Genomic DNA, 24891 nt, shown 5'->3' on the forward strand with positions numbered 1-24891 from the left:
AACATGAAATCTTCTGATGATCCGTACCTCATGAAATCAGGCTATCACAATAATTGTAAACGATCAATGATGTCGATTTACCCTAATAATTGTATTTTATTGAAAAATCATCTATAAAGTACTTAAAAACCGATCAAAACAGTATGATTTAACCTGTTTTGATCGGTTTCATTATAAAAAGTGATACTATTTATAAAATATTGTGATAAATAAAAGCTATAATTTTTGCTTACTTTCGGGAAATAACACCTCGCCGCTCCCCGTCTTAATCTTCACTATCTCCTCAAGCGTATTCGACAGCTCGCCGGGTGGATAAGGTTTAGTTAAATATTTTTGAATTACATCGTTTAATTGATTCTTATCCGATTGATCCAGAGCAGAAGAAATAACGATAGGTATATTTTCAGTTCTTGGATCTTCTTTAAGCATTCGGATCAAATCCCAGCCATCCAGCTCTTCACCCAACATCAAATCTACCACAATCGCCACAAATGGTGTTTTCAAGGCCTGATCAAAAGCTTGCTGTGGATGGTAATGATGGGTAACACGGAAGCCCTTCCCTTTAAGCTCTTCTGATAAAAGCAACGATAGACTGTAATCATCTTCAACGATCATCACATTAGGCTTGAGCTCTTTATCGGTGCTCCATTTATTAAGCTCATCCTGTTGCCGGCTCGCTTCCGCATGGAGGATAGGGAGGCTAAACCAGACGGTAGTGCCCTCTCCTTCAACGGAATCTATACCGATATTTCCCTTTTGCTTCTCAATAATCTCCTTACAGATGGCAAGCCCGAGTCCTGTTCCTCCAATTCTTTTAGAGGCGCTATTATCCACTCTTCTGAATTTTTGGAATAGCTGTCCTATTTGATCCTTAGGAATGCCAAGACCATTATCCTGGATACGTACAATAATTCTATCCGACTCGTTATGCAGCAGTACTTTAACTTCATTGTTATCAGGCGAGAATTTAATCGCATTACTTAACAGATTCGTCAGAACTTGGACAATCTTATCCTTGTCCACGTCAACATCCGCATTCAAAGCCTCATCCACTAGGAGTACATGATGGGTACTGCTCAGTTTATATTGATCAATTACGCCTAATACAATTTCACTGAGATTCAAATGCTCCGTGATATATTGCTGCTTACCTGACTCCATTCTCTGCAAATCAAGAAAATCATTAATGAGCTCCGTCAGTCGTTTAGCTTCTTTATGAATCGTCTCCAGATATTTAAGCTGCTTCTCAGGCTTCATGGTCTTAGATAATAACAGTTCTGTGAAACCAAGTACACTCGATAGCGGTGTTCTTAGCTCATGACTTACCGTACTGACAAGATCAGATTTCATAAGGTCCAGCTCATATTCTCTAGTGATATCTCTGTAGACAAACAATGTACCAATACGCAGTTCGCGACGGAATACAGGGATCGCATACACATCAATATGCTTCATCGATTCAGTTCCAATGGAGTATTGCATGCTGCTCGATTCCAGAGCATCCTCAGCAATCGCTTTTTCAAAAAACATCCGAAGTTCATGATTCTCATTCGAGTGCTCAATGAAATAATCCATCCATTTCTGACGGGGAATCAAAGCTCCTTCTGTCCACTCATAATTAAAAATGTTGCTCAACGCTTTATTCATCTGCAGGAGCATACCTTCTGTATTCACAAATTGTATGCCCTCGTTCACATTATTTACGATGTCCCGATTCAGCTTTCGTCCATGTTCAATCTCTTCATACATGAATAAACGTTCAATCGCCAGCGCTACGCGGTTCATCATCCCCTGAACCTCATTAATCTCTTCTTTGCTGAAGGAATGACCAATCCGGCTGCCACAGAACACTGCAAGAATCTCATCCTCTGCGTTCACAACAGTAGTGTAGAAGTCGTAAACATAGACCTCACTCGCAGAAATCCCTTGCTCTGATTGTGTGGCCAGGCGCTTGATTAGGTACGTTTTTTCCGCTTGCAAGCGATATAACATCTCATTATTCTCATGATCAAGATAACGCTCCACATTCTCCTGGGGAATGCCTTTCACAGCCGCGATATTATCTTTCACAAGCAGGAAGAAACTCGAATCAAAGGCATACAGGCGATGCATAAACTCAATAAACTTATCGGCAAATTCATGTTTATCCAAAGTATAAGTAATATCATGATTCAGCTGATTATTTAGCTCTAGCATCATCTTGGTCTGTTCTGTGTTTTTTAACGTTTCGGCTAGCTCCTGCTGCACGCTTTTCATTGAGGTGATATCGTTCGCAATAAGGATGTATTGATAAATCACACCCTCTTCATTCAGGTACGGCACAATCGTCAGATGCAGCCAGATGGGCAATCCGTCTTTGGCTAGAATCTGCAGCTCATTGTTCCACACTCCGCCTGTATTTAATTTGTTAAAGATTTTCTGATAACCCTCATCAGAGAGATTATAAAGTTCAAATAACTTATAGGTGTAACCGATAATCTCAGACTTTTTATAGCGGGTATATCCACTTAAATTATCATTCGCGTAGGTAAAGACACCTTTAGCAGTAAGGATCCCTACCGCAGACGATTGATCCAAGGCTTTCATCATACTCTCAATTTCACTAAGCGAGCGCTGCAGCCTATATTGCTGATCCTGAAGTTCATCCTGCTGCGCATGCAGCTCTTCATTCTGCATCATCAATTCTTCTTCTTTATCTTGAATACTTCTAGCCATATTTAGAAAAGCATCATAAAGTCGGCCAATTTCATCTTGATTCTTAAGCTTGCCCAGAAGAATTTCTTCTCCTGCAGCCAGGGAATGGGTTGCCCCTTCCAGCTTCAGAATAGGATCTATTAGGTTCTTCAGAATCCGCCAGATCATAAAGGTGAAGATTAGCAGAATAATCGTGCTGAAAAAGAATGCGATAAAGGTAAACTCATTGGCACGTTTGATGTAATCCATAGCCATAGTATTTAATGCGGCGTCGGATCGTTGCTTGTACTCTTTTGTATACATTAAAAAATCATTCACTGATTTCGTGTTCCCATCTGCGGATAGAGCTCTCAAAGACACATAATCATCTGCCTCGACAAACCGAATCGCTTCCGGCAAAACTTTAGTTTTGTACTGAACATAAAAGGCCTTCAAACCATCTCTAAACAAAGCTTCTTCCGGAGATAAACTGAGATTAGAATAGGTATCCAGAATCTTATCAAAGTTAACAAGTCCTAAGTTTAAGAGCTCTAATTCATTGTCACTCTTAAGTGCGCTGAATCCCCTCGCTCGGAAAAAAACCTCATTTAACGCAGTCGCCAATTCGTTAATCGTGTCCGCCTTATTTTGCAGAACTTCACGGTCTCTACTTAATTTGTTCTGCTCATTGTTTATGAAAAACAAAAATACAGATCCCATAAGAATGATTAACGAAAAAACCAAGGCAATGATACGAATATATCTATTTTTAATACTGTGATTAGAGCTGCTACCCTTTGTCACTTAGGATCCCCTCCACAATCTGCAAGAGTTCCATCGGACTAAAAGGTTTTGGCATAAAATAACGTGCGCCTGCATCTACCGCTCGAAGACGATCTACATCTTGGGCTTTGGCTGTTAACATTAAAATAGCTGTAGCCTTCTTTTTCTCATCATCCAGTTGACCTAGGACTTCAATCCCTGTCATTTCAGGCATCATATAATCCAATATCACCAAATCATAATGATCCTGTGACAATTTTGAAAGCGCCTCTAATCCGTTCTCGGCAGTGTGGATCTCCACGTCTTCCAAATCTTCTAAGGTGTCTACGATTAACATTCGTAATACTTCTTCATCATCCACTACCATTACCTTTTGCATAGCTGCCTAGTTCCCTCCGCTTTAGATCTCTCCTGGTGCTCACAACATATTCAGAACCCAATTAGAACAAAAATCTATGAGCCAACCGCTCTATCCTCGACAATAACTCAGGCATATGGACCGGTTTGACTACATAATCATCGGCACCCATCTGCAGGGCATGTACAATATCCGCCTGATTGTTTCTTCCCGTCAACATGATCACTAATATATTTACTTCCGGATACGTTTTGCGGATTCTTTCCAGAACTTCTACTCCATCCAGATCAGGCATCACACCATCCAGCAAAATAATATACTTCTCATCCACGGCATACCAATCCGATTGCAGGAAATCAAGCCCATTCACATAGCTGCTAACCTTCACCTCAGCAATATTCTCCGGCTCCCAAATGGCGAACTGACTGGTCACAATTCTCCGAATTAGCGTATCATCATCCACAACAATCACATTCAGAACCGAATGCTTTTTAGTAGTGGATAAATGGTCCGAATAAAGCGTTGTCTGATTCCTTCCAGCATGCTTACTGGCATAAAGAGCCTGATCTGCTTCCTCAATCAATTTATCGGCTATATTCTCGGCATCTGTTACCTCAGAAATCCCGCTAGAGATAGTCACATGAAAGATTTCATTTTTCGCAAAAAAGTCAGTCGCCGCAAACCGCTCTTGAATACGTTGTATAACCAACATTGCAGATTCCGCATCCGTGTGAGGTAAAAATACTGCAAACTCTTCTCCCCCATAACGGCAAAAGGTATCCTCCAGACGGATGGAATTCTTCACAAGCTCGGAAAAGCCCTGCAGCACTTCGTCTCCGATTAGGTGACCATATGTATCATTAACGTTTTTAAAATAATCCAAATCAATCAGCGCTAACGAAAATACGCGGTTGGTCCGCTTAAAATCACCAATCAGCTGCTTCATGACTTGATTGAAGTGTTTGCGATTAAATGCGCCGGTCAAATCATCGACGATGATGGACTCCTGCCATTCTCTTTTGAGCTGAAAGCGATTTTTGATCAATACCAGAAATAAATCAATATCTACAGGCTTCGGTAAAAAATCCATCACCCCCAGCGAATACGCCTGCATTTGCGTCGCTTTGGAGTACTCCCCACTTATAATAATAATGGGAATTCGTTCTTTTTTAGCCTTGCCGATAATTTGGTTCAACACCTCAATCCCGCTTTTATCCGGTAAAAGAATATCCAGCAGAATGAGATCTGGTTTCGTTTCATAAAAGATTTTGAGTCCCCGTTCAGCAGATAAGGCAATGCTTACATAGTAATTCTGCCTCTCCAACGACTCTTTCAGATAAGCAACTAACTCTACATCATCGTCGATAAGAAGAATATCATTCTGCGTGAGTGTCTCAGCAGGTCCCTTTTTATCCAATGCTTTGACAGAGCTTGAAGCTGCCAATGAATGGACATTAAACAATGGAATCAGTGGATATAAATAATCCCCCCATTCCTCGACTGACCAACTCTTAAGACTGCTTTCCATGAAATAGGGCAGCGTATCCTCGGCAAATTGTTCGACATCTGGTAATCCGACAGTTCCAGCAGTGCCTTTTAAATTATGCAAGAAACGATAAATGTCCTTTTCCTTCACTGCCGCCTGTTCCGTCCATTCCTGGAGGGTCATCTTCGTTCTTTGCTCAACCATGTCTTTATATTTTTGTGTAGTCATATTTACTCCTTCAGACTATCATATCAAACTCTCAGTTCATCACATTTTTTATAGGCTGTCAAATGAATTTTCTATAATTTCAGCTGCCAAAACAAATATTTAATCAAACTGACAAAAAACCTTTGGTTGAAGCTTGTTTCATCATTTGCAATAATAGTTGGAATGGTTCATTCCGTATACACGGTGAAATCAACAAATACAAAGGGAGGCTGTATTCATGAAGGGGATTATTACTGTATTAGGAAAAGATAAAGTAGGGATTATCGCTAAAGTATGTACATATCTAGCCGAACACAATTTGAACATTCTGGATATTTCGCAGACGATTGTTCAAGATTATTTTAACATGATGATGATTGTAGACATTTCTAGCTCAACTAAAGCTTTTGAGAATATTGTAGAGGAATTACATTTGCTTGGCGAATCGATTGGCGTGGAAATCAAGCTTCAGCATGAGGATATTTTTAATATTATGCACCGAATCTAGGAGGATGGCTGACCATGATATCACTAGTGGAAGTACAAGAAACGAATAAGATGATTCGTGAAATGAATCTGGATGTGCGTACCATAACGATGGGGATCAGCCTCATGGATTGTGCCCACACGGATATGCGCATCTTTAATCAAAATGTATATGACAAAATCACCAGATCCGCTGAAAAGCTCGTAAAGACGGGTGAAGATCTGGAAAGACAATTTGGGGTTCCTATCGTTAACAAACGGATTTCTGTCACACCCATCGCTATTGCCGCTGGTGCGGTGAAGACAGATACCTATGTACCTGTTGCTGAAATCCTGGACAAGGCTGCAAAAGAGGTAGGCGTTAACTTTATCGGCGGCTTCTCTGCACTTGTACAAAAAGGCTGCACCAAAGGCGATCGTATTCTGATCGACAGTATTCCAGAAGCATTGGCAGTCACTGAAAGAGTCTGCTCCTCGGTCAATGTCGGTTCCTCCAGAAGTGGAATCAACATGGATGCTGTGAAATTAATGGGTGATATCATTATCCAAACTGCGGAACGCACCAAGGATCGGGATTCCATCGGCTGCGCCAAGCTGGTAGTCTTCTGTAATGCCGTTGAGGACAACCCTTTTATGGCCGGAGCATTTCACGGGGTTGGAGAGCGGGAATGTGTCATCAACGTTGGCGTCAGCGGTCCTGGTGTCATCAAACGTGCGCTTGAAGAGGTTCGAGGACAGGATTTTGAAACCTTATGTGAAACCATTAAACGGACAGCCTTCAAAGTCACACGTGTCGGTCAGCTAGTTGCTCAAGAGGCTTCCAAACGGATGAATGTTCCTTTTGGGATTATCGATCTATCCTTAGCTCCTACTCCAGAAATCGGAGATTCCATTGCCGAAATCTTTCAAGTCATGGGTCTGGAGGAAGCTGGGGCTCCGGGAACAACCGCTGCTCTGGCGATCCTAAATGACAATGTTAAAAAAGGTGGCGTGATGGCCTCCTCCTATGTAGGTGGACTTAGTGGAGCCTTTATTCCAGTCAGTGAAGATCACGGCATGATTCAAGCGGTTCAGCGGGGTGCCCTTACACTAGAGAAGCTGGAAGCTATGACCTGTGTGTGTTCCGTGGGACTGGATATGATCGCTATCCCCGGAAGCACCACCAAGGAGACCATTTCCGGCATCATCGCTGATGAAGCTGCAATCGGCATGGTGAATAACAAAACCACTGCGGTTCGCGTGATTCCAGTAATCGGCAAGGACGTTGGTGAAATGGTCGAATTTGGCGGCCTGCTCGGATATGCACCAGTTATGGCAGTGAATGGCTTCAACTGCGCGAATTTCGTTAATCGTGGCGGACGAATCCCTGCACCAATTCATAGCTTTAAGAATTAATAGAAACCTCTAACAGCAAGTCCCTATTTGTACTTAGGAGACTTGCTGTTTTTTTATATTCTAAAGCTGAGAATATTAGTTTATCTTGATTAAGCCCGTTGAATGCCGATATTAGGCGTTCCGCCAGTCAAATCGATAAATAATACATAATCATTTCCATCTGTGCCCTTCAGCACGAGACCCGTCTGACCTACAGCACCTACAGAAAAGTATCGAACCTGTTGCAGGCTGGTAGGAGCGCCTGGTGGCAATGTTGCTTGGTTCGTAGCGATCAACCGGGTTGCAGCTCTGATGGTGCCTGCCCCGCTAATTTCACCGGTAACCCCCAGATGACCGAGTATGGATTCACTGCCGTTCACATTTAGGCTTCCCATTATAGTCTGACTACCATTCAAATGCAGATTCGAATCGATAGTCTCATTTCCATTAACGTGCAGATCATTTTGAATGGTCTGACTTCCTGTAACTAGAACGCTATCGAAGGTTGGCAAGGCGATCATCCCTTTCAGGTTTTATAGTATATCTTATGTTAAACAAGCCAGCCCTGTCATAGATAGATATACAGCTTTCACTAAATCCGCTTTTTATCTTCGAGACTCTGATTAATGGTCTTATACCTAAAGTCAAAATAACCCCCTACACATATAATGATTAGCAAGACTCGGTGCTAGAGCGGACGACTGGCTCCACAGAACACAGGAGGAATTATGAAGAAGACAGCTAATAGGCTCACTCCTGAAAGGCCTTCAAGTCACGAAGTCACCATCAGCCAAGTTAATCCATCGCAACACCATAACCTCATCCTAGAGATGAACTCTTATAGAGCAGAGCCTTTGCAACGGGAACTCAAACAATTAAGAATATTGCTGCTGGTTCCTACAGAGGCAAGCGGTAAAATGCCTAATGTACGACTTTTTAAAGATCAACTAAGGCATCTGGTCAAAGAAGTACTTGCTATTAAATTCCAGCATAATCTGGAGGAATATTTAGCCCATTTTCAACCTGATCTAATATTAGCTCTAGGATCGGAGACCCTATTTCCGGAGGAGAACCTCCCTGCTCTGAAAGCTTCCAACGTTCCCAAAGCGGTATGGATGGCAGATGCCGCTTGTCTTACTCCAACAGAACGTAATCTGGCATTGTTGTTCGATTATATTTTCACACAGAACATAGCTAATCTGATCTATTACCAGGGTTTATGGGGCAAACACTCCAGCTATCTCCCATATGCTGCGGATACGGATCTCTATTATCCAAGACGTGTGGAGGACTGTTATAAGAGTGATGTACTCATTCTGGGCGATTTTCAAATCGATAGTGTGCTTTACACGTTGGCGTATTCAGACCTACTTCAAGGCCTTAAGGTAATGATCGACGGGCGTGGTTGGGAACCCCCCAGAAATTTCATTGATATCACCCATAGTAAAGATATGTCCAGCTATTATAATGGAGCAAAAATCGTCATCAATTGCACTGGTTCTGTGCAGCAGATTATGGAGGTCACCGCTTGCGGTGTATTTCAGTTAGTGGAGGATCATCCCCATCTTCATAATTACCGAATTGCAGAAGAAGATCTCATTCGTTTCCAGAACTTCAAAGAGCTCTCCGATAGCTTTAAGCACTATTTTTCACATAGTGAAGAAAGAAGAATTTCTGCCTCTCGTGCCCTAAAGGAACTTAAATATAACCATTCTTATATCCAGCAAGGAAAGTTACTGCTGAGAAAAATATTCAAGGAACCATAGGGGGTGACCTGACTTGAAATGCATTGCTTTTGTATTGCCTCAGTTTCATCAGATCTCAGAGAACGATTCCTGGTGGGGTGAGGGTTTTACAGAATGGACAAATGTCAGGAAGGCTGCAGCCCTTTATCCTGAACATGATCAGCCCAAGAAGCCATTAAATAATTACTACTATGATTTAACGGATCCTAAAGTGAAACAATGGCAGGCAGAGACCGCAAGGGCTCATGGCATTTACGGTTTTTGTTATTATCACTATTGGTTTAATGGCAGGCGACTGCTGGAACAACCGGTTCAGCAGATTCTTGCGAGCAAAGAGCCTGACTTCCCCTTTTGCCTTTCTTGGGCTAACGAACCCTGGACACGTAGCTGGGATGGCACCGAAGAGGATGTCCTGATGCCACAGGAATACGGAGAAGAACGGGATTGGCGAATGCACTTTTATGCTTTACTGGAAGCCTTCAAAGATGATCGTTATATCCGGGTGGAGGATAAGCCTGTCTTTATCATTTATCGGTCTGCTAGTATCCCGCACTGTGAAGAAATGCTTCAATATTGGCGCGAATTGGCTCTGCAGAACGGACTTAAAGGACTTCATCTGGTCCGGACACTGGGCGGTTTCCCCCTAAAGAAAGAGCAAGGATTCGATGCCAGTCTGGAATTTGAGCCGCATTACACATTCGCACATGGCGGGGTTAAGCATTTATGGAGCTCAAAGCAGGTGGAGGATCAGAGGCATATCGTAATTGATTATGATGAGTTATGGGAATCTATGTTGGAGAGGACACCCCATAGAGACGGAGAAATCATATATCCGGGAGCCTTTGTCAACTGGGATAACACACCACGTAAAGGCCCTGCCGGACAAAGCACCTTAGGCGCTAATCCTCAAAAATTCGGCCAATACCTTTCACGACAAATTGAGCGCGCCAAAAAAATGTTCAAAAGTGAATATATTTATATCAACGCCTGGAATGAATGGGCTGAAGGGGCCTACCTAGAACCGGATGTACGTTATCAATATCAATACTTGCAAGCCGTTAAGGAAGCCTTACAGTTTCATCACAAAGAAGATCCTTCTTAGCCGTAGCGCCAGAAGGATCTTTTTCATGGTATGTTATCTTTCCGATGACTGCATTCTGGCGCTTCTTGCACTCACCAATCTCCAGCCAGTTAATAAAGCAGCCACTAGACATATCGATGCCGAGGTTACAAACACTACATGCATGCCCTCGATAAATAACTCTGGCCGACCAGGAACTAGCCCTGTCACCCTATAGCCGGCTTTACTGCTCATCACTTGAAAAAGAATTGTAGTAGCAATTGTTATGCCGACAACCATACCCACATTACGAACTAACGAATTGACACTACCCGCAGAACCAAGCTGTGTTCTTGGTACCTTAGACATGACAAGCGAATTGTTCGGCGATTGAAATAGACCACTTCCTATCCCCAGCATAGCGATCCACACACCTACCAGCACAACAGAGCTTCCTACATGAAGCTGTGCTAATCCGAACTGCGCAATAACCATGACCACCAGCCCTGCAAAAGTCAAAAATTCCGAGCCTATTTTATCCGATAGCGCTCCACTCATTGGAGCCACGACTACCATACATATCGGCAACAGCATTAACAAAAAGCCTGCATAGAATGGCGATAAATTAAGCATGTTCTGTGCATAAAACGGCGCGATAATATTGAAGCAGAAATTCGCTGTAAATACGAGAAAACCACATAAGATACTTAAAGAAAACAACGGATTCTTAAATAATGACAGCTGCAACAGCGGTTCTTTTCTGCGAAGCTCCATCCATATGAAAGCAACGAAGCTGACTACAGCAACAATTATTGATGTAACAATTAAGCTGTTACCATATCCAAGCTGTTGACCTAGTAATAATCCTGCGAACAAAGTAATGATAAAGACAGCGAACAGTAAACTGCCCGGCACATCAATCGAAGATTTCACTCTCGTTAAATCCTTAGGCAATACCTTCCATCCAAAAAATATAGCGATCAGGCCAATAGGGACGTTTACCCAAAAGATATACTCCCAGCCTAAGGTGGAAACCATAATCCCGCCTAGACTTGGACCGGCTATACTTCCCAGAGACACGAATGTACCAATGAAACCAAGGGCTTTACCACGCTCCGTGGCAGGAAAGATATCCGTAACAATTCCCTGACTGTTCGCCATGGTCATCGAAGCACCTAAGGCTTGAATTACGCGCGAAGCAATTAAGGCTGGTAAGCTTACACTAAGCCCACACAGCATAGATCCAATAACAAATACAATCGTGCCAATCTTAAAAATTCGAATCTTTCCTACGATATCTCCAAGCTTGCCGAAGAAAAGGATCGCCGCACAGATCGCCATTAAATATCCTGTTGTTACCCATTCGATTTGCGCCATGGGCAGCTTCAGTTGTTTGGATAGCTCAGGCAGAGCAATATTGACAATACTACCATCAAGGGTGGACATAAACGTAAAAATATTCAGAACAATTAAGATCATCCAGCGCTTCTTCTGAATTTCTTTATCCTCCTGATAGGTTGCACTTACAGAACTCATAACTAACACCTCATTAAATATTAATAATCACTGTTTAGTTGCGCACGCAACCAAACTCGCCATACCCAGTGTACAACAATTTAGTTGCGTGCGCAACGACTTTATTGTACACTTTATTTCAAGGCAACAAATGAACGAACATATAACCCAAAGAGGTGTCTATATTGGCAAGAGAGCCTATCGGGAAGCTAATTTCCCATCTTCACCGTCAAAATCAAAAGAAACTGGTTAAGCAATTTGTCCCCTATGGAATCGGTAGTGGTGGACAGCATAGCTTTCTTAAATTGATTCTCTCTCGGCCAGGCATTACTCAGGATCAGTTAACTGCCGAATTGAAGTTCGATAAAGCAACTACAGCACGTTCTGTGAAGCAATTAGAGAACTCGGGATATATCGAGCGCAAAGACGATCCTAATGATCGACGCTCTCACCTTCTATATCCTACCCCGAAAGCCATCGATTTCTTCCCAGTTTTACAGTCCATCTTAGATGAATTTAATAAAAGCCTTGTGGGCCATTTAACCGATGAAGAAGTAGAGCAACTACATTTCCTGCTGCAAAAAATCAGCAAAAACGAAGAATAGAACATAAGAAAAAGGATGTCCCACAGCCATTAGGCTGTTGAGGCATCCCACGTTTACTTTTGCTTTACGAGCTCAGTAACTTCTTCCGTAATCTCTTCTCCGCCCATACTCTTCCATTTAGCTACAAACGCATCAAAATCACTAAGCGGTGAATCACCCACAATGATATTTAAGAACGTCTCATTCTCCAGATTCTGCAGTTCCGGCCATTTAGTCTTCATAAGTCGGGTGTTCCCATAAAAGACCCCACGCACTCCCTCTATAGCAGTTGAGGTTAACACAGCTACTCCGTATTTATACGCATTTGCTGCTTTCCAGCCTTCAAGATCTTTTTTGGGCTGCTCTGTTTCTGCTACCCATTGATCATAAATGAGCCGGGTATCAGAATTTAATGTATCCGGGTCTATCTTTCCGTGCAAAGCCTGCTGGATATCAGCATAATGTTTCTCAATCGCATCCCTATAATCTATCAGAAGATCGAACGGATAATATGCACGCAGCTGAATGCCTGTCTGCGCAGAGAAATCACCCAGCTTTTTTACCTCCTCTTGATTAGGATCCTGTCTTCTTTCGAGTCTTGTAAACACGTTTAATTGCTTGATTACAGCCTCAGGATGTTCAAACCCTTTACGCACAACAAGATATCGATCTGTTACCGGCGCTAAATGAGCGACAAACTTACCGGAATCGTCAACTGGAGCTGTATATGCTCTCCATTCTGCCTTCGTATCCAAAGCCACTGCCTCTGATAAAGGATAATAAGGCATCCACCAAGGACCAAAAAACATCCCGGATTTACCTGTAATAATAGGCTCCTGAGTTTCCTTATATAGTGCAAAGTCCGGATCCAGCAACCCGCGTTTATACCAATCAGCAAGTTTAGCAAGCGCTTGTTTGGTCTCTGGTGTAATGGAGCCATACACGATATTGCCGTTGTTATCCTTAATCCAATTCGTGGGGAAAGCGTGAAATGCACTAAACACAGCATCCAGACCATTAACTAATGGTTTAGTTCCATATACGATATTTTTGTAGCCGCTTAGACCGACGGTATCTCTTTTTCCATTTCCATCAGGGTCTTTTTCAATAAAAGCTTTGGCAATTTTCTCGATGTCTTCAAAAGTTTGAGGAGGCTGCAGCTCCAGCTTCTCCAGCCAATCCTGACGTACCCAGAGCAGCACGGGAGAGTCAGCATCAATAGCTACATTCGGTAATCCATATAGTTTTCCATCGCGGGAAGCGTCCTCTAATGCCTCCCCCTTTGTAGAATTGTACATATCCTTGATAAGTTCAGATCCATATATTTTATAAGTCTCTGTCAAATCTTCAATCATATCATTATCAATTAATTTCTTCAGTTGATCCCGATCCACAACCATGGCATCAGGCAAATCGTTGCTATCAATGGCAAGCTGTACCTTTTGCGTAAAAGCATCCTCACCCTTCGCTTCCCAGGAGTGAACCACTTTGATATTCGTAATGCTCTCTAAATAACGGGTGATTGGATTGTTATCGTTGCTGTCACCTGTATTAAGCCGCGAGTCGGGAACCTTAAACCCTACTCGGATCACAATCGGATCCTCATATTTGCTATAAGCGATAGAAGTAGCTTCATCCCCTGCCTGAGGGCTTGCAACCGAATCTACAATACCAATATTGTCACGACATGATGTCATTCCAATGACCATAAACACTAGGAGGATAGATTTCCAAAATTTCATATTTGGTTTTTCCCCTCCGCACGGAATTCACTTGGTAATTTACCAATACGTTCTCTGAACAATCTGCTGAAATAACGATCATCCTCAAAACCGGACCGCGAAGCAATCTCACAGACGGGAAGTGTAGTCTCCAGCAGCAGTGATTTGGCAAGCTCCAGCCGCATTCCCCGTAAACATTCACCAAATGTCTCTCCGGCAAAACGAGCGAAACATTGGCTGAAATAACCACGGCTCATATTAATGACGGCTGCTACGTCGCTCTGATTGATTTTGTCACCTGCATGGCTCTGCATATAACGAACTGCACGAATAAGACAGGACATAACCTCTTTAGTTAATCCAAGTTCCAGCATTCTTCGTCCCACATGATCAGAAAATCGCCGCAGCCAGTTCTTCCAATGGCACCAGTTCAGATTATGGGAGATGTCCCTTTCCAGTTGAGCAGCATCTTCAGGCTTTAAAAGTAAAGAGCTCCAGCTTTGTATTAGAGAGTGTGCAAACGCCAGAAACTGATCAGAACGGGGTTTCTGCTGAAGTATGTTTGCTACAAACTTCTCCCACTCATTTCCATCAATTGTCCACTTTAGATTCTGTGCTTGCTCCAGCAGATTATCCGCCTCTTGTTTTGAATAGGGAGCCCCTGGTTCCTTCTTTATGTCTTCATATTTCAATGAGGTCAAATCCTCAGGTTCAGGATGATAAAATAGAATACGGCGTAATTTCGCAGTGAGCTGTTCCTCCAGTTCCTGCAAGGGTTGATCTCTCAATCCACTGATCAGCGCGGTCTGCCATCGTCCGGATAGCTGGATCTTAAGCTCACGTTTGCTCTCATCTATTGAGAAACGATGTAATAAGGGCGACATCCACATCTCATGAAAAGTAATGAGCGGATTATTTTTCACGCTGGACAGCTGAAATAATTCTTCTTCATTGCATTGATGATTTAGTGGCAAATACAGCAGAGCCTTATCAGAAGCCATACGTTTACTTTCCCCACGAACCAGAGCATCCCGTGTATTGTCCTCCCATTTAATTCGATCGACAAGACGTCTGATGGTTTCATCCGCATTTTCCATCTCAAGCAGTGTTTTTACAATATAGTCAACGGCTCCTAAACGCATAGCCTCCTGAACATAGTCAAATTCATGATGACAAGTAAGGACAACACAGCGAATGCCTGCGAACCGTTGTCTAACCATTTTAATGAGCTCGAAGCCTGAAATGCCTGGCATGGTCAAATCCACAAATAATAAATCTACTTCCTGCTGTTGAAGCAGCTCCAAAGCAGATTTACCATCACCTGCCTCCCCAACTATAACAATCCCTAAGGATGACCAGTCGATCAGGGATATGAAGCCTTTTCGCACGAGTCTCTCGTCATCGACAACTACAGCCTTAATCATCGAAGTCCTCCTTACCTTTCCTCGGAATCACAATGGATACAACCGTACCTTCTCCTGGCTTACTGAACATCTCTAGCTTCATTTGTTCTCCATAATAGGTTCTAAGCATCCGGTTCACATATGAAAAACCAATTCCAAGTCCCCGTTTTTTCGCTCCATCATCAGACAACAGCTGATCTAATGTATCTGCATCCATCCCAGCGCCATTGTCTCTCACACATAGCTGAACCTCTCCTTCACCATGTTTCGTTATCTCAACATCTACCTTGCCATTATCGCTTAATCCATGATAAATCGAGTTCTCCACCAGAGGCTGAAGCAGAAATCTCGGGACAGCCACAGACAATACATCCTCATCAGCTTCAACGTTAAATTCAAATTCATAATCATAACGAATACGCTGCAGCTCCATATAATTTCGAATCGCTTCAATTTCCTCGCCAATGGTAACAATGATGCTTTGCTTGCCCAGATTATAATGCAGCACCTTTACAAGAAGAGTGACCAGCTTGTCGATCTCCTTCTGGCCGTTTAGCCGGGCCATCCACTGTACCGTATTTAAGGTGTTATGCAAAAAATGAGGATTGATCTGGCTGAGCAACTTCTCAATCTCAAATTGGCTTTTCTGTTTCTCATTATGGGCAACCGCAACAATCAGCTCATTCACCTGTTTTTTCATCTGCTGAAAGTTGGTAAGCACGAAATCAAATTCTTCCACATTCGTATAGGCTACCGGAGCGGTAACATTTTCCGCCATTCGGTTGATTTCAAGGTTGACCTTACGCAACGGACCATAAATTTTCCTCCAGATGATCCAAGCCAGAAATCCGGCAAAAAGAAGGGTGGAGAAGGCAAGTAAGATCATTTTATAAAACCAAGAATAAATTTCACTGTTGAATTCTGATTTTTTCACAACGGCAATAAGCTTCCAGCCCTGAGGACTCGCGTAACGAAAAAGATGATATCCGCTTAGCGTTTCATGGGTGAGATTGGAGTTGCTTCCCGCAGCTTTAATAATACTTAGCGGAAGTTTGCCATCGATCACTTTTGTACTATTACCTTGCTGATTGACCAGCAGATGATTTACTTTCATCCCGTAGGACTCCTGATTGAAGATTTTGCGAAACAAACTATAATTCGTCTCCAAATAAATATAAAGCTTATGCTGGCCCGGCACACGGACAATTCGCTGCTCCGAGAACACGAGATTATCTCCAACAGCGTACATAGTGGGATGTGGTCCATAATAGTCAGCCCCGTTATATCGCATAAAAGACGGCAATGTACTGATATCAAAATTTCTGCGTGCGCTCATGTTGGTGAACAGAACGGGATCATCGCTGTCCGGCATAATGTAGGCTGTAAGTCCAATATAAGGGTTCGTAAAATTGACTAGATTGATCTTCTGGTTGATGGAATTCATCATTTGCGATTTGCGAAAAATTTGTTTTTCCTGAATAAATGAGGACATCTCCTGCACAATCTGACCGTCCAGAGCAAACTGTTTGGAGGCAAAATCCATATTGTCGATGGCATTCTCCAGGCTTGAGGCTTCCTGTCTCAGACTAGCGCTGATCCCGTTGCCAATTTTACCTGAAAGGATGGAGTAAATAGAGGTGTAGGTTACGAATCCTACTAAGAGAAGCGGAAGTAGTGTTCCGATTACTAGATAGATAAATAAGGTATTACGTAAGGATTTGACAGCTGGAGTATGACTCCGCAGGGGTACTCTTACCATCTGGATTATCCTCTTCTTTCTATCTGAAAGCGTTTTATATTAATGTGAGAATACCACATTTATCCTTAATTGAATAGAATAAGGCAGAACAGCCTCCACGCCGCCCCGCCTTATTTTATAGTTACTAGCCGTGTTTATTTAACGCTTTTACGGGCCTCGAACAATTCCTCAGCCTTTTTAATCGAGAAATCCATAACTTCGGAATACCCAAGACCATTTACCTTATCATGCATTTCTTTATTCAATTTATCGTATTCCGCTTGATCTTTAGCAAAGACCATTTTCCAGGAAATCTGTTGAATAACCGTACCGATTTGTTTATTCTTTTGTTCCACTGTTTTATCCATGGTTAATGGCTCTTTGCCAGTGAAGCCTTGTGGTGCTACAGCCAATAGATTGTTTTTCTCAAAATACTCCTTAGGAGTCAGAACGCCCATTTTCGCTCTCCAGTCACTATCAAGCTTGGATGGGTTACGCTCTAGGGTTGTTGTCCACAGATTATGATCGAATGGCTCACTATTCTCTGGATTCACCATCGCCGGAACCACAAACGAGAAGTTCATTTGATTGGAGCCATAGTAGTAGTCACCCCCGCCGTATTCAGCAGGAACTTGAGTATTCTGTTGATCAGTATAAGCTTTCCAACCAAAATCAGTCACTGCAGGTTTGCCGTTTGCATCAATATCCCAAGTCAGACCTTGAGGTCCGTTAGGTACTGCTGTACCACTTCCTGCAGAAATCATTGCACCTTCCGGTGTGTACATCCAGTTAATGAATTCCATAATTCTAGCAGGTTCCTTAGCTTTTGCGCCGATTGCAATAATACCGTTACCACCGTAAACATTGAAGCCTGTGGAATACATCAATTCATCTTTGAACGGAACCAGCGCAAAACCTTTACCTTCGGCTGTTCTTTCTGGTGTATTGTAGTTAGCAGCTCCAAGCCATGGGAACCAAGAGAACAATAGACGACCATCTTTGTATTTCGCAACAACATCGTCAAATTTTTGCGTCATAGAGTCCGGATCAACCAGCCCCATCTGGTTAGCTTCAAAATACAGTTTGAGCGATTTCATGTACCAGCTATCTTCGGATAAGAAGTCATAATACTTTTCTTCATCTGCCTTAACATACACAGCAGTATCAGGAATTTCGTCATAGCCCATCATGTTTGCGAACTGTTTAGCCAATGTCATTTTATAGTTGCCATCCCAATCAGACCACATCGAGAAAGCATAGGTTTTTTTGCCTTGTTCATTCTTAGGCTCGAGCTCTTGCATTTTTTTCAGCACAGGCAGATAATCTTCAATCTTTGTAATTTCTGGCGCTCCAATTTGTTGGTAAAGATCAAAACGCAGGTCTGGACCCCAAGTCATATCTTTTCCTTCAGAAGGTCCGGATGGATTAGAAGCTACGCTGTTCCCCATACCAAAGACTGATGATCCACCGCCAAAAGCTACCTTTGCTTTCTCAATAGCTTTTGGAAAAGTGCTAGAAATGTCTTTTCCGTATTTGTCCAAAAGACCGTCCTGTGTCCAGTCCAAGAGCAGCTTTCCTTTGATGGCATTTGGATAGTGATTCTTGTCGTCACCGAAAATGATGATATCTCCAAGATCTCCGGAAGCCATCATTGCAGAGATTTTGGTATCTCCACCAGTCAGGTTTGAAGCCACAATGTCCATTTCGATGTTGAACTTATCCTTGATAATTTTTGCAAACCATCCAGTCTGTGGACCGGCATAGTTAGCGGTTGTTGAGAATACAGTCAGCTTCAGCGGCTTGGAATGATCAAGCGCTCCGTCATCCGGTGCTGCTGTCTCTTCCGCCGGGGCATTCGTGGCAGCCGACGTAGGTTTCTCTGTGCTCGTGTTTTTGCCCGAGTTAGCCGTATTATTCCCCCCGCCACATGCTGCAAGAACGAAGACCAGAATTACGGATAGCATGACAAGCGATGCTCTTCTTAATCTCATTGCTTTATACCCTCCCTTTCATCTCTTCACTTATAGTTCAACTCTGCTTATAACAGAGGAAAACCCAGTTCTAGTCCAGAGCGGCCACCCATCAGCCTTTAACCGCACCGATCATAATTCCTTTGACGAAAAAGCGTTGGAAGAACGGATACACGATCAAAATCGGCAATACAACGATCATCGTTACAGTCATCCGCACTGAGGTTGGAGTCTGCATATTCGCTGCACTAGCGGCCATATCTGGCGAATTACGAATTAAGGCTGCGAGCGAGCTGGATTCGTTCAAATAACGCCATAATAAGAACTGGAGCGTAAAGTATTTCGTATCTGTCATCAGAAACGCCGTATCAATAAAGGCATTCCACTGATTCACCGCTGAGAAAATCGTAATCGTAGCCAAGATAGGTGTTGTAAGAGGAACAATGATACTCCAGAACACCCGGAAGTAACCTGCTCCATCCATTGACGCTGACTCCTCAAGTGAGGGCGGAATTGCCTCGACGAAGGTTTTGACCAAAATGATATTAAAAGGAGTAATAATGGTTGGCAAAATATAAGCCAGGTAATTATTAGTCAGATGCAAGTTATGCATGGTGATATACCATGGGATCAGCCCTGCGCTGAAATACATCGTAACTACAACACTGCGGTACCAAATACTCCGGCCCCACATTTCCTTTTTGGTGAACAAGTACCCAAGAAATGCCGAAGATCCAACGGTGAGCAAAGTACCAACAACTGTTCTATAAATAGAGACTGTCGCCGCATGGCCTAAACCACTGATTCTTAGAACCTTACTATAGTTATCAAAATGGATCTGCCTTGGATAAAATTTGATATACCCTGCTGCGCTAAGATCATTCGAACTGATCGTATTAATGAACAAATAGTAGAATGGATAAATGCATGACAGGGTGAACAATCCAAAGAGTGTGTAGATAATAATTTGAAAGATTAATTCTCCAGAAGTTAGTTTTTTCTTTCTCAAATGGGATCACCCCTGCCTTAAATGATAGATTCGTCACGCACCATCTTGGATAATGTGTTTGCCGCGAACAGTAGAATTACACTGACGACCGACTTCAGCATACTGACAGCTGTGGCAAACGGAAAGTTGTTAGCAAACGCAATATTGTATACATATAGATCCAGCACTTCTATGGAATCTTTATTCATCGCATTTTGAAAGGCAAAGTACTGCTCCATCCCGTTATTGACCAAGTTACCTATGGAGAGCAGCAGTAGGACAAAGAAGGTTGGGATAAGACCCGGAATGGTAATATGCCAGATTTTACGGAACCGGCTTGCACCATCCACCTCTACGGCTTCATACAACTCCTGATCAATGCCTGCGATTGCAGCAAGATAGAGAATGGCACCCCAGCCTAACGATTTCCACCAATACCAAATGATCATCGTGACCCAAATATTCGAGCTGGAGGCTAAAAAGTTATAACCCTCATCAACGATTCCAAGCTGCACTAAAATGTGTGTGATGACCCCGTTATCAACGGAAAACAACGAGAAGGCCAATGCATATACCAGAATCCAGCTGATAAAGTTCGGAATCGTGGTTAGCGTCTGCACCATCTTGCGATACCAGCCTGACTTAATCTCGGTCAGAAAAATCGCAAAGATCACTGGAAATATTGAGGTAATTAGTCCAAGTGAACTCATGGCAAGAGTGTTCTTCAGCACGCGCACAACCTCTGCGGTCTGTGTTGGATTGGATACAATCGTCTTGAACCATTTCAACCCGACATATGGCGTGTCAGACAACGGTATTCCGGGAATGAAATCATAAAATGCATAAATCCATCCGCTGATCGGCAGATAATAGAAAATAAAGGTGACAACAAGAAACGGAAAAGCCATGAAGAACAACTTATGTTTGTTCTTCATCTTCCAGCGGGATCGATGAACCGGATCGACGCTGGGAAGTAATTCACCAGAAGGTACCCCCATGTCGGAATCTCCTATACCCAGATTTTGATTACGTTTTCATAGTATCAGAACCTTTACGTATGACGAGATAGATCACAGAACGGCCTCACTGGAGAACCGTCTGATGCTTGTGAACCAAATTCGCATCTATTTCGACCATTTTCTACCTAATCGCTGTAGGTCTAGTGATGGAGAGCCTACATGCCTTTGGGCTTATAAAAAGCGGCAGGATGACGGAAATTCCCGTCATCCTGCCGCTGAAAGAGATGGTTTCCTAAGGAGCGCTTGGGAGCTATGGGCAACTAGACTCTCCTCGTTCACTACATCAACTATGGTGCGCTTTGTCCTCTTCGTCCGCTACATCAACTATGGTGCGCTTTGTCCTCTTCGTCCGCTACATCAACTATGGTGCGCTTTGTCCTCTTCGTCTGCTACATCAACTATGGTGCGCTTTGTCCTCTTCATTTGTTATGGTCTTTCACACTTCATAGTTTTGGCATCGGACCCAGATGCACTTATTTCCGGAATTCAGCGCTTTTCCTCGTGCTATCGGACTCAGGTGCAGCTATTCACACAAATATAGTCCAAATATGAGCAAATTCATGCCGATAAGAGCTATACAGTCCGAAACTACGGCAAAGTAGCTCAAAAATCAGCAATAGCGACTATACGGTCCGCAACACACTTCATGCAGCTAAATCAGGCACTCTTCTCTCGAGAATTCATCGCATTTGCTAATACTGTCTGACTCATTCTTGGATTCATCGCATTTGCTCATGCTATCGGACCCAGATGCACTTATTTCCGGAATTCAGCGCTTTTCCTCGTGCTATCGGACTCAGGTGCAGCTATTCACTCAAATATAGTCCAAATAAGAGCAAATGCAGCCGATAAGAGCTATACAGTCCGTAACTATGGCAAAGTAGCTCAACAATCAGCAATAGCGACTATACGGTCCCCAACACACTTCATGCAGCGAAATCAGGCATGCTTCTATCGAGAATACATCGCATGCCCTCATACTGTCTGACTCATTCTTGGATTCATCACATTTGCTCATGCTATCGGACTCAGATGCACTTATTTCCGGAATTCAACACATTTTCTCGTGCTATCGGACTCAGGTGCAGCTATTCACTCAAATATAGTCCAAATAAGAGCAAATGCATGCCGATAAGAGCTATACAGTCCGAAATTACGGCTAAGTAGCTCAAAAATCAGCAATAGCGACTATACGGTCCGCAACACTCCATCCATCATTCTTAGGCACACTTCTATCTAGAATCCATCACATTTGCTTGTACTATCGGACTCATTCTAGAATCCATCATATTTGCTAATGCTATCGGACCCAGGTGCACTTATTTCCGGGTTTCAACACATTTTCTCGTGCTATCGGACTCAGGCGCAGCTATTCACTCAAATATAGCCCTAATACGAGCATATGCATGCCGATTAGAGCTATACAGTCCGAAACTACGGCTAAGTAGCTCAAAAATCAGCAATAGTGACTATACGGTCCGCAACACACTTCATGCAGCTAAATCAGGCACTCTTCTAACGATAATACATCGCATTCCCTCATGCTTTCGGACCCATGTGCACTTATTTCGGAAAACATCGCATTCCCTCATACTGTCTGACTCATTCTTGGATTCATCACACTTCCCTCATGCTGTCGGACCCAGGTGCACTTATTCCCGGAATTCAACACATTTTCTCGTGCAATCGGACTCAGGTGCAGCTATCCACACAAATATAGCCCAAATACGAGCATATGCATGCCGATAAGAGCTATACAGTCCGAAACTACGGCAAAGTAGCTAAAAAATCAGCAATAGCGACTATACGGTCCGCAACACTCCACGCATCATTCTCAGGCGCACTTCTATCGAGAATTCAGCGCACTCCCTCATGCAGTCTGACTCATTCTTGAATTCATCGCATTCCCTCATGCTATCGGACTCATTCTTGAATCCATGACATTCCCTCATGCTATCGGACTCAGATGCTCTTATTTCCAGAATTCATCGCATTTACTCAACCTTCGAACTCAGCTCCCTTACTTCGAGGGTTCATGCTCATTTGCACTCCCAACCACACATAAAAAAGCAGCCTCTCAAATGAGAAGCTGCTCCATCACTTTACAACCCTAGTTTGTTTACAACCAATTCACTGCATTCCGCATAATGCGCACTACATTCCGCTCGTCATTCGAATGCCCGCGCCTTTCGCCACAGCCTAATGCCCAGGCGTCTGAACTTTCCCCTCCGCGGAGGCATCCATTTTCTGTCGCCCCATAAAAAAGGAGGCCAGCAAAGCTAACGCAGCAGGAATAACCGCCCAAGCGAAGGTGTTCGCAATGGAAGAGGAAAGTCCCTCTGTAATTTTGCTCAAAATTTCCGGTGGAATCAGTGCTCTAGTCTCAGGCGACAGCAGGGAATGCGGATCTTTAAAATCCATAACCCCAGCAGCCCCCGCAGAAGCAGCTCCTCCTCCATTTGCTGTGAGCAACTTAGTTAGACTGCCCGAGAAATAATGGCTTTGAATAATGCCAAATGTGGTTATTCCGATGGTCATGCCAAGCGAACGAATGAAATTCAGTGTTGCGCTGGCAGAGCCGCGTTGCTGCGCAGTCAGACCATGAATAGCTGCTGTGCTTAACACAGAGAAGGAAGCGCCAATGCCCAATCCGATTAAAATCATATACAAGGTAACCAAGAGACGTGAAGCTTCCGGAGTAAGCGTTGCTACCAGCCCTGTGCCGATCACCAAAAGTACAAACGTAGGAATCAGCAGATTGCGGTAACTGGTTTTTGCCATCAGGAATCCTCCCGTTGTGGCGGTAATTACTGAGCCGACCATCATCGGCAGCAGGACAAGTCCTGAATTGGTAGCCGAACCCCCTAATACACCTTGGATAAAGATCGGGATATATACGGAAGCCACGATAAATGCAGCACCACTAAATAGCGCGCACAGAATGCTGACGGCGTACAGTCTTTTTTTGAATAACGCAAAGGAAATGATCGGCTCTTTCGCTCTCGTCTCTACAAAAAGGAACACTGCCGCCAATATAGCAAAAGCTGCAAATAAGCCGAGGATCATCGATGAGCCCCAAGCGTATTCTTTTCCACCCAGCTCCAACGCAAACATTAAGCAGATGACAGAGCCCAGCAATGTGCCCGCACCCAGCCAATCAATAGGTTGTTTGGAATGCTCATGTGACTCTTTATAAAAGAAAACGACCATCACAAAAGCCAACAGTCCAAGCGGTAAGTTAATATAAAATATCCACTGCCAAGCAATATGATCGGTAATATACGCGCCTAGCAATGGACCAAAAATACTCGATAATCCAAATACCGCACCAAATGCACCGCCCAGCTTGCCCCGTGTCTCCAGCGGTACGGCGTCGAACATTATGGCAAAAGCAATCGGCACTAGCGCGCCGCCTCCAATTCCCTGAATCGCCCGATAAGCAGCCAGCTGAGTAATCGTATCTGCCGTCCCGCAAAGCGCTGAACCCGCCATAAATACAATAATCCCAAAAACAAAAAACTTTTTACGCCCATACATATCAGACAGCTTGCCAAAGATAGGCATCCCCGCCATCTCAGCTACGAGATAAGCTGATGTTACCCAGACAAATTTGTCCATACCGCCTAGTTCCCCAACAATATTGCCCATTGCTGTAGCAACGATGGTGCTGTCCATGGAGGCCATCAGTATTCCCAACAGCAGACCTGCGATTACAATGCCCAGATTGGGCGCTTTGGCAGCACTCATTTATTCCACTCCCCATTGTCAAAAGATCTATAAC

17 protein-coding genes are annotated in these 24891 nt (G+C 43.4%); 5 read left to right on the forward strand and 12 right to left on the reverse strand.

The features are described 5' to 3' along the window. Positions 1 to 216: 216 nt before the first annotated feature. The 3 genes from MHI15_RS03275 to MHI15_RS03285 form a co-directional block, all read right to left on the reverse strand. Positions 217 to 3477 carry an ATP-binding protein gene (locus MHI15_RS03275; RefSeq protein ID WP_076281460.1) on the reverse strand — a complete coding sequence of 1087 codons (3261 nt, stop codon included), beginning with the start codon at positions 3475 to 3477 and terminating at the stop codon, positions 217 to 219. Beyond that, entirely contained in the window at positions 3464 to 3835 is a 372-nt protein-coding gene (locus tag MHI15_RS03280) for a response regulator (RefSeq protein ID WP_076130763.1), read from the reverse strand. The genes MHI15_RS03275 and MHI15_RS03280 overlap by 14 nt, the downstream gene beginning before the upstream one ends. A 61-nt stretch (positions 3836 to 3896) precedes the next feature. Further along, positions 3897 to 5528, reverse strand: a complete 1632-nt coding sequence (locus MHI15_RS03285; protein ID WP_341164128.1) for a diguanylate cyclase — start codon at positions 5526 to 5528, stop codon at positions 3897 to 3899. A gap of 217 nt (positions 5529 to 5745) precedes the next feature. Between MHI15_RS03285 and MHI15_RS03290 the strand changes: the two genes are divergently transcribed. Next, on the forward strand, positions 5746 to 6015 hold the full coding sequence (locus tag MHI15_RS03290; protein WP_036685776.1) for an ACT domain-containing protein: 270 nt from the start codon (positions 5746 to 5748) through the stop codon (positions 6013 to 6015). Between the two features lie 17 nt (positions 6016 to 6032). Then, positions 6033 to 7388 (forward strand): PFL family protein, encoded by a 1356-nt coding sequence (locus MHI15_RS03295; RefSeq protein WP_341164506.1) that lies wholly within the window; start codon positions 6033 to 6035, stop codon positions 7386 to 7388. Between the two features lie 89 nt (positions 7389 to 7477). Here MHI15_RS03295 and MHI15_RS03300 read toward each other — a convergent pair whose 3' ends face one another. After that, the gene (locus tag MHI15_RS03300; RefSeq protein WP_248548519.1) at positions 7478 to 7888 is read right to left on the reverse strand and encodes a hypothetical protein; all 411 of its coding nucleotides are present in this window, start codon (positions 7886 to 7888) and stop codon (positions 7478 to 7480) included. A gap of 207 nt (positions 7889 to 8095) precedes the next feature. Between MHI15_RS03300 and MHI15_RS03305 the strand changes: the two genes are divergently transcribed. Continuing rightward, complete coding sequence (locus MHI15_RS03305; RefSeq protein ID WP_312151270.1) at positions 8096 to 9133, forward strand: glycosyltransferase family protein; 1038 nt, start codon at positions 8096 to 8098, stop codon at positions 9131 to 9133. A 13-nt stretch (positions 9134 to 9146) separates the two neighbouring features. Beyond that, entirely contained in the window at positions 9147 to 10214 is a 1068-nt protein-coding gene (locus MHI15_RS03310; RefSeq protein ID WP_312151268.1) for a glycosyltransferase WbsX family protein, read from the forward strand. Positions 10215 to 10247: 33 nt separating this feature from the next. Here MHI15_RS03310 and MHI15_RS03315 read toward each other — a convergent pair whose 3' ends face one another. Beyond that, complete coding sequence (locus tag MHI15_RS03315) at positions 10248 to 11708, reverse strand: MFS transporter (protein ID WP_341164129.1); 1461 nt, start codon at positions 11706 to 11708, stop codon at positions 10248 to 10250. A gap of 164 nt (positions 11709 to 11872) precedes the next feature. Between MHI15_RS03315 and MHI15_RS03320 the strand changes: the two genes are divergently transcribed. Further along, a complete protein-coding gene (locus tag MHI15_RS03320) occupies positions 11873 to 12292 on the forward strand; it encodes a MarR family winged helix-turn-helix transcriptional regulator (RefSeq protein ID WP_076130769.1) in 420 nt (139 codons plus the stop codon). Between the two features lie 53 nt (positions 12293 to 12345). On the opposite strand, the gene MHI15_RS03325 is transcribed toward MHI15_RS03320, so the two are convergent. The 7 genes from MHI15_RS03325 to MHI15_RS03355 form a co-directional block, all read right to left on the reverse strand. Further along, positions 12346 to 14013 (reverse strand): extracellular solute-binding protein, encoded by a 1668-nt coding sequence (locus MHI15_RS03325; protein WP_076310484.1) that lies wholly within the window; start codon positions 14011 to 14013, stop codon positions 12346 to 12348. Further along, on the reverse strand, positions 14010 to 15416 hold the full coding sequence (locus tag MHI15_RS03330; RefSeq protein ID WP_076310485.1) for a response regulator transcription factor: 1407 nt from the start codon (positions 15414 to 15416) through the stop codon (positions 14010 to 14012). The genes MHI15_RS03325 and MHI15_RS03330 overlap by 4 nt, the downstream gene beginning before the upstream one ends. Further along, positions 15409 to 17154 carry a sensor histidine kinase gene (locus MHI15_RS03335; protein ID WP_076130772.1) on the reverse strand — a complete coding sequence of 582 codons (1746 nt, stop codon included), beginning with the start codon at positions 17152 to 17154 and terminating at the stop codon, positions 15409 to 15411. Before MHI15_RS03335 ends, MHI15_RS03330 begins: the two co-directional genes overlap by 8 nt. Before the next feature lie 134 nt (positions 17155 to 17288). Next, entirely contained in the window at positions 17289 to 19124 is a 1836-nt protein-coding gene (locus MHI15_RS03340) for an ABC transporter substrate-binding protein (protein WP_036685758.1), read from the reverse strand. Between the two features lie 91 nt (positions 19125 to 19215). Continuing rightward, positions 19216 to 20112, reverse strand: coding sequence for a carbohydrate ABC transporter permease (locus tag MHI15_RS03345; protein WP_036685756.1), 897 nt, complete (start codon positions 20110 to 20112; stop codon positions 19216 to 19218). A gap of 17 nt (positions 20113 to 20129) precedes the next feature. Next, positions 20130 to 21089, reverse strand: a complete 960-nt coding sequence (locus MHI15_RS03350; RefSeq protein ID WP_076130774.1) for an ABC transporter permease — start codon at positions 21087 to 21089, stop codon at positions 20130 to 20132. Positions 21090 to 23309: 2220 nt separating this feature from the next. Beyond that, the gene (locus tag MHI15_RS03355; RefSeq protein ID WP_076278179.1) at positions 23310 to 24857 is read right to left on the reverse strand and encodes an MDR family MFS transporter; all 1548 of its coding nucleotides are present in this window, start codon (positions 24855 to 24857) and stop codon (positions 23310 to 23312) included. Positions 24858 to 24891 lie beyond the last annotated feature (34 nt).

The organism is Paenibacillus sp. FSL H7-0918 (assembly GCF_038007025.1).
GTDB lineage: Bacteria > Bacillota > Bacilli > Paenibacillales > Paenibacillaceae > Paenibacillus_AQ > Paenibacillus_AQ odorifer.

Excerpts from the sequence above, each read along its gene's own strand:
- MHI15_RS03335 (WP_076130772.1), bottom strand. The coding sequence starts at position 17,154 with ATGGTAAGAGTACCCCTGCGGAGTCATACTCCAGCTGTCAAATCCTTA.
- MHI15_RS03325 (WP_076310484.1), bottom strand. The coding sequence starts at position 14,013 with ATGAAATTTTGGAAATCTATCCTCCTAGTGTTTATGGTCATTGGAATG.
- MHI15_RS03300 (WP_248548519.1), bottom strand. The coding sequence starts at position 7,888 with ATGATCGCCTTGCCAACCTTCGATAGCGTTCTAGTTACAGGAAGTCAG.
- MHI15_RS03330 (WP_076310485.1), bottom strand. The coding sequence starts at position 15,416 with ATGATTAAGGCTGTAGTTGTCGATGACGAGAGACTCGTGCGAAAAGGC.
- MHI15_RS03285 (WP_341164128.1), bottom strand. The coding sequence starts at position 5,528 with ATGACTACACAAAAATATAAAGACATGGTTGAGCAAAGAACGAAGATG.
- MHI15_RS03280 (WP_076130763.1), bottom strand. The coding sequence starts at position 3,835 with ATGCAAAAGGTAATGGTAGTGGATGATGAAGAAGTATTACGAATGTTA.
- MHI15_RS03355 (WP_076278179.1), bottom strand. The coding sequence starts at position 24,857 with ATGAGTGCTGCCAAAGCGCCCAATCTGGGCATTGTAATCGCAGGTCTG.
- MHI15_RS03315 (WP_341164129.1), bottom strand. The coding sequence starts at position 11,708 with ATGAGTTCTGTAAGTGCAACCTATCAGGAGGATAAAGAAATTCAGAAG.
- MHI15_RS03350 (WP_076130774.1), bottom strand. The coding sequence starts at position 21,089 with ATGGGGGTACCTTCTGGTGAATTACTTCCCAGCGTCGATCCGGTTCAT.
- MHI15_RS03340 (WP_036685758.1), bottom strand. The coding sequence starts at position 19,124 with ATGAGATTAAGAAGAGCATCGCTTGTCATGCTATCCGTAATTCTGGTC.
- MHI15_RS03290 (WP_036685776.1), top strand. The coding sequence starts at position 5,746 with ATGAAGGGGATTATTACTGTATTAGGAAAAGATAAAGTAGGGATTATC.
- MHI15_RS03305 (WP_312151270.1), top strand. The coding sequence starts at position 8,096 with ATGAAGAAGACAGCTAATAGGCTCACTCCTGAAAGGCCTTCAAGTCAC.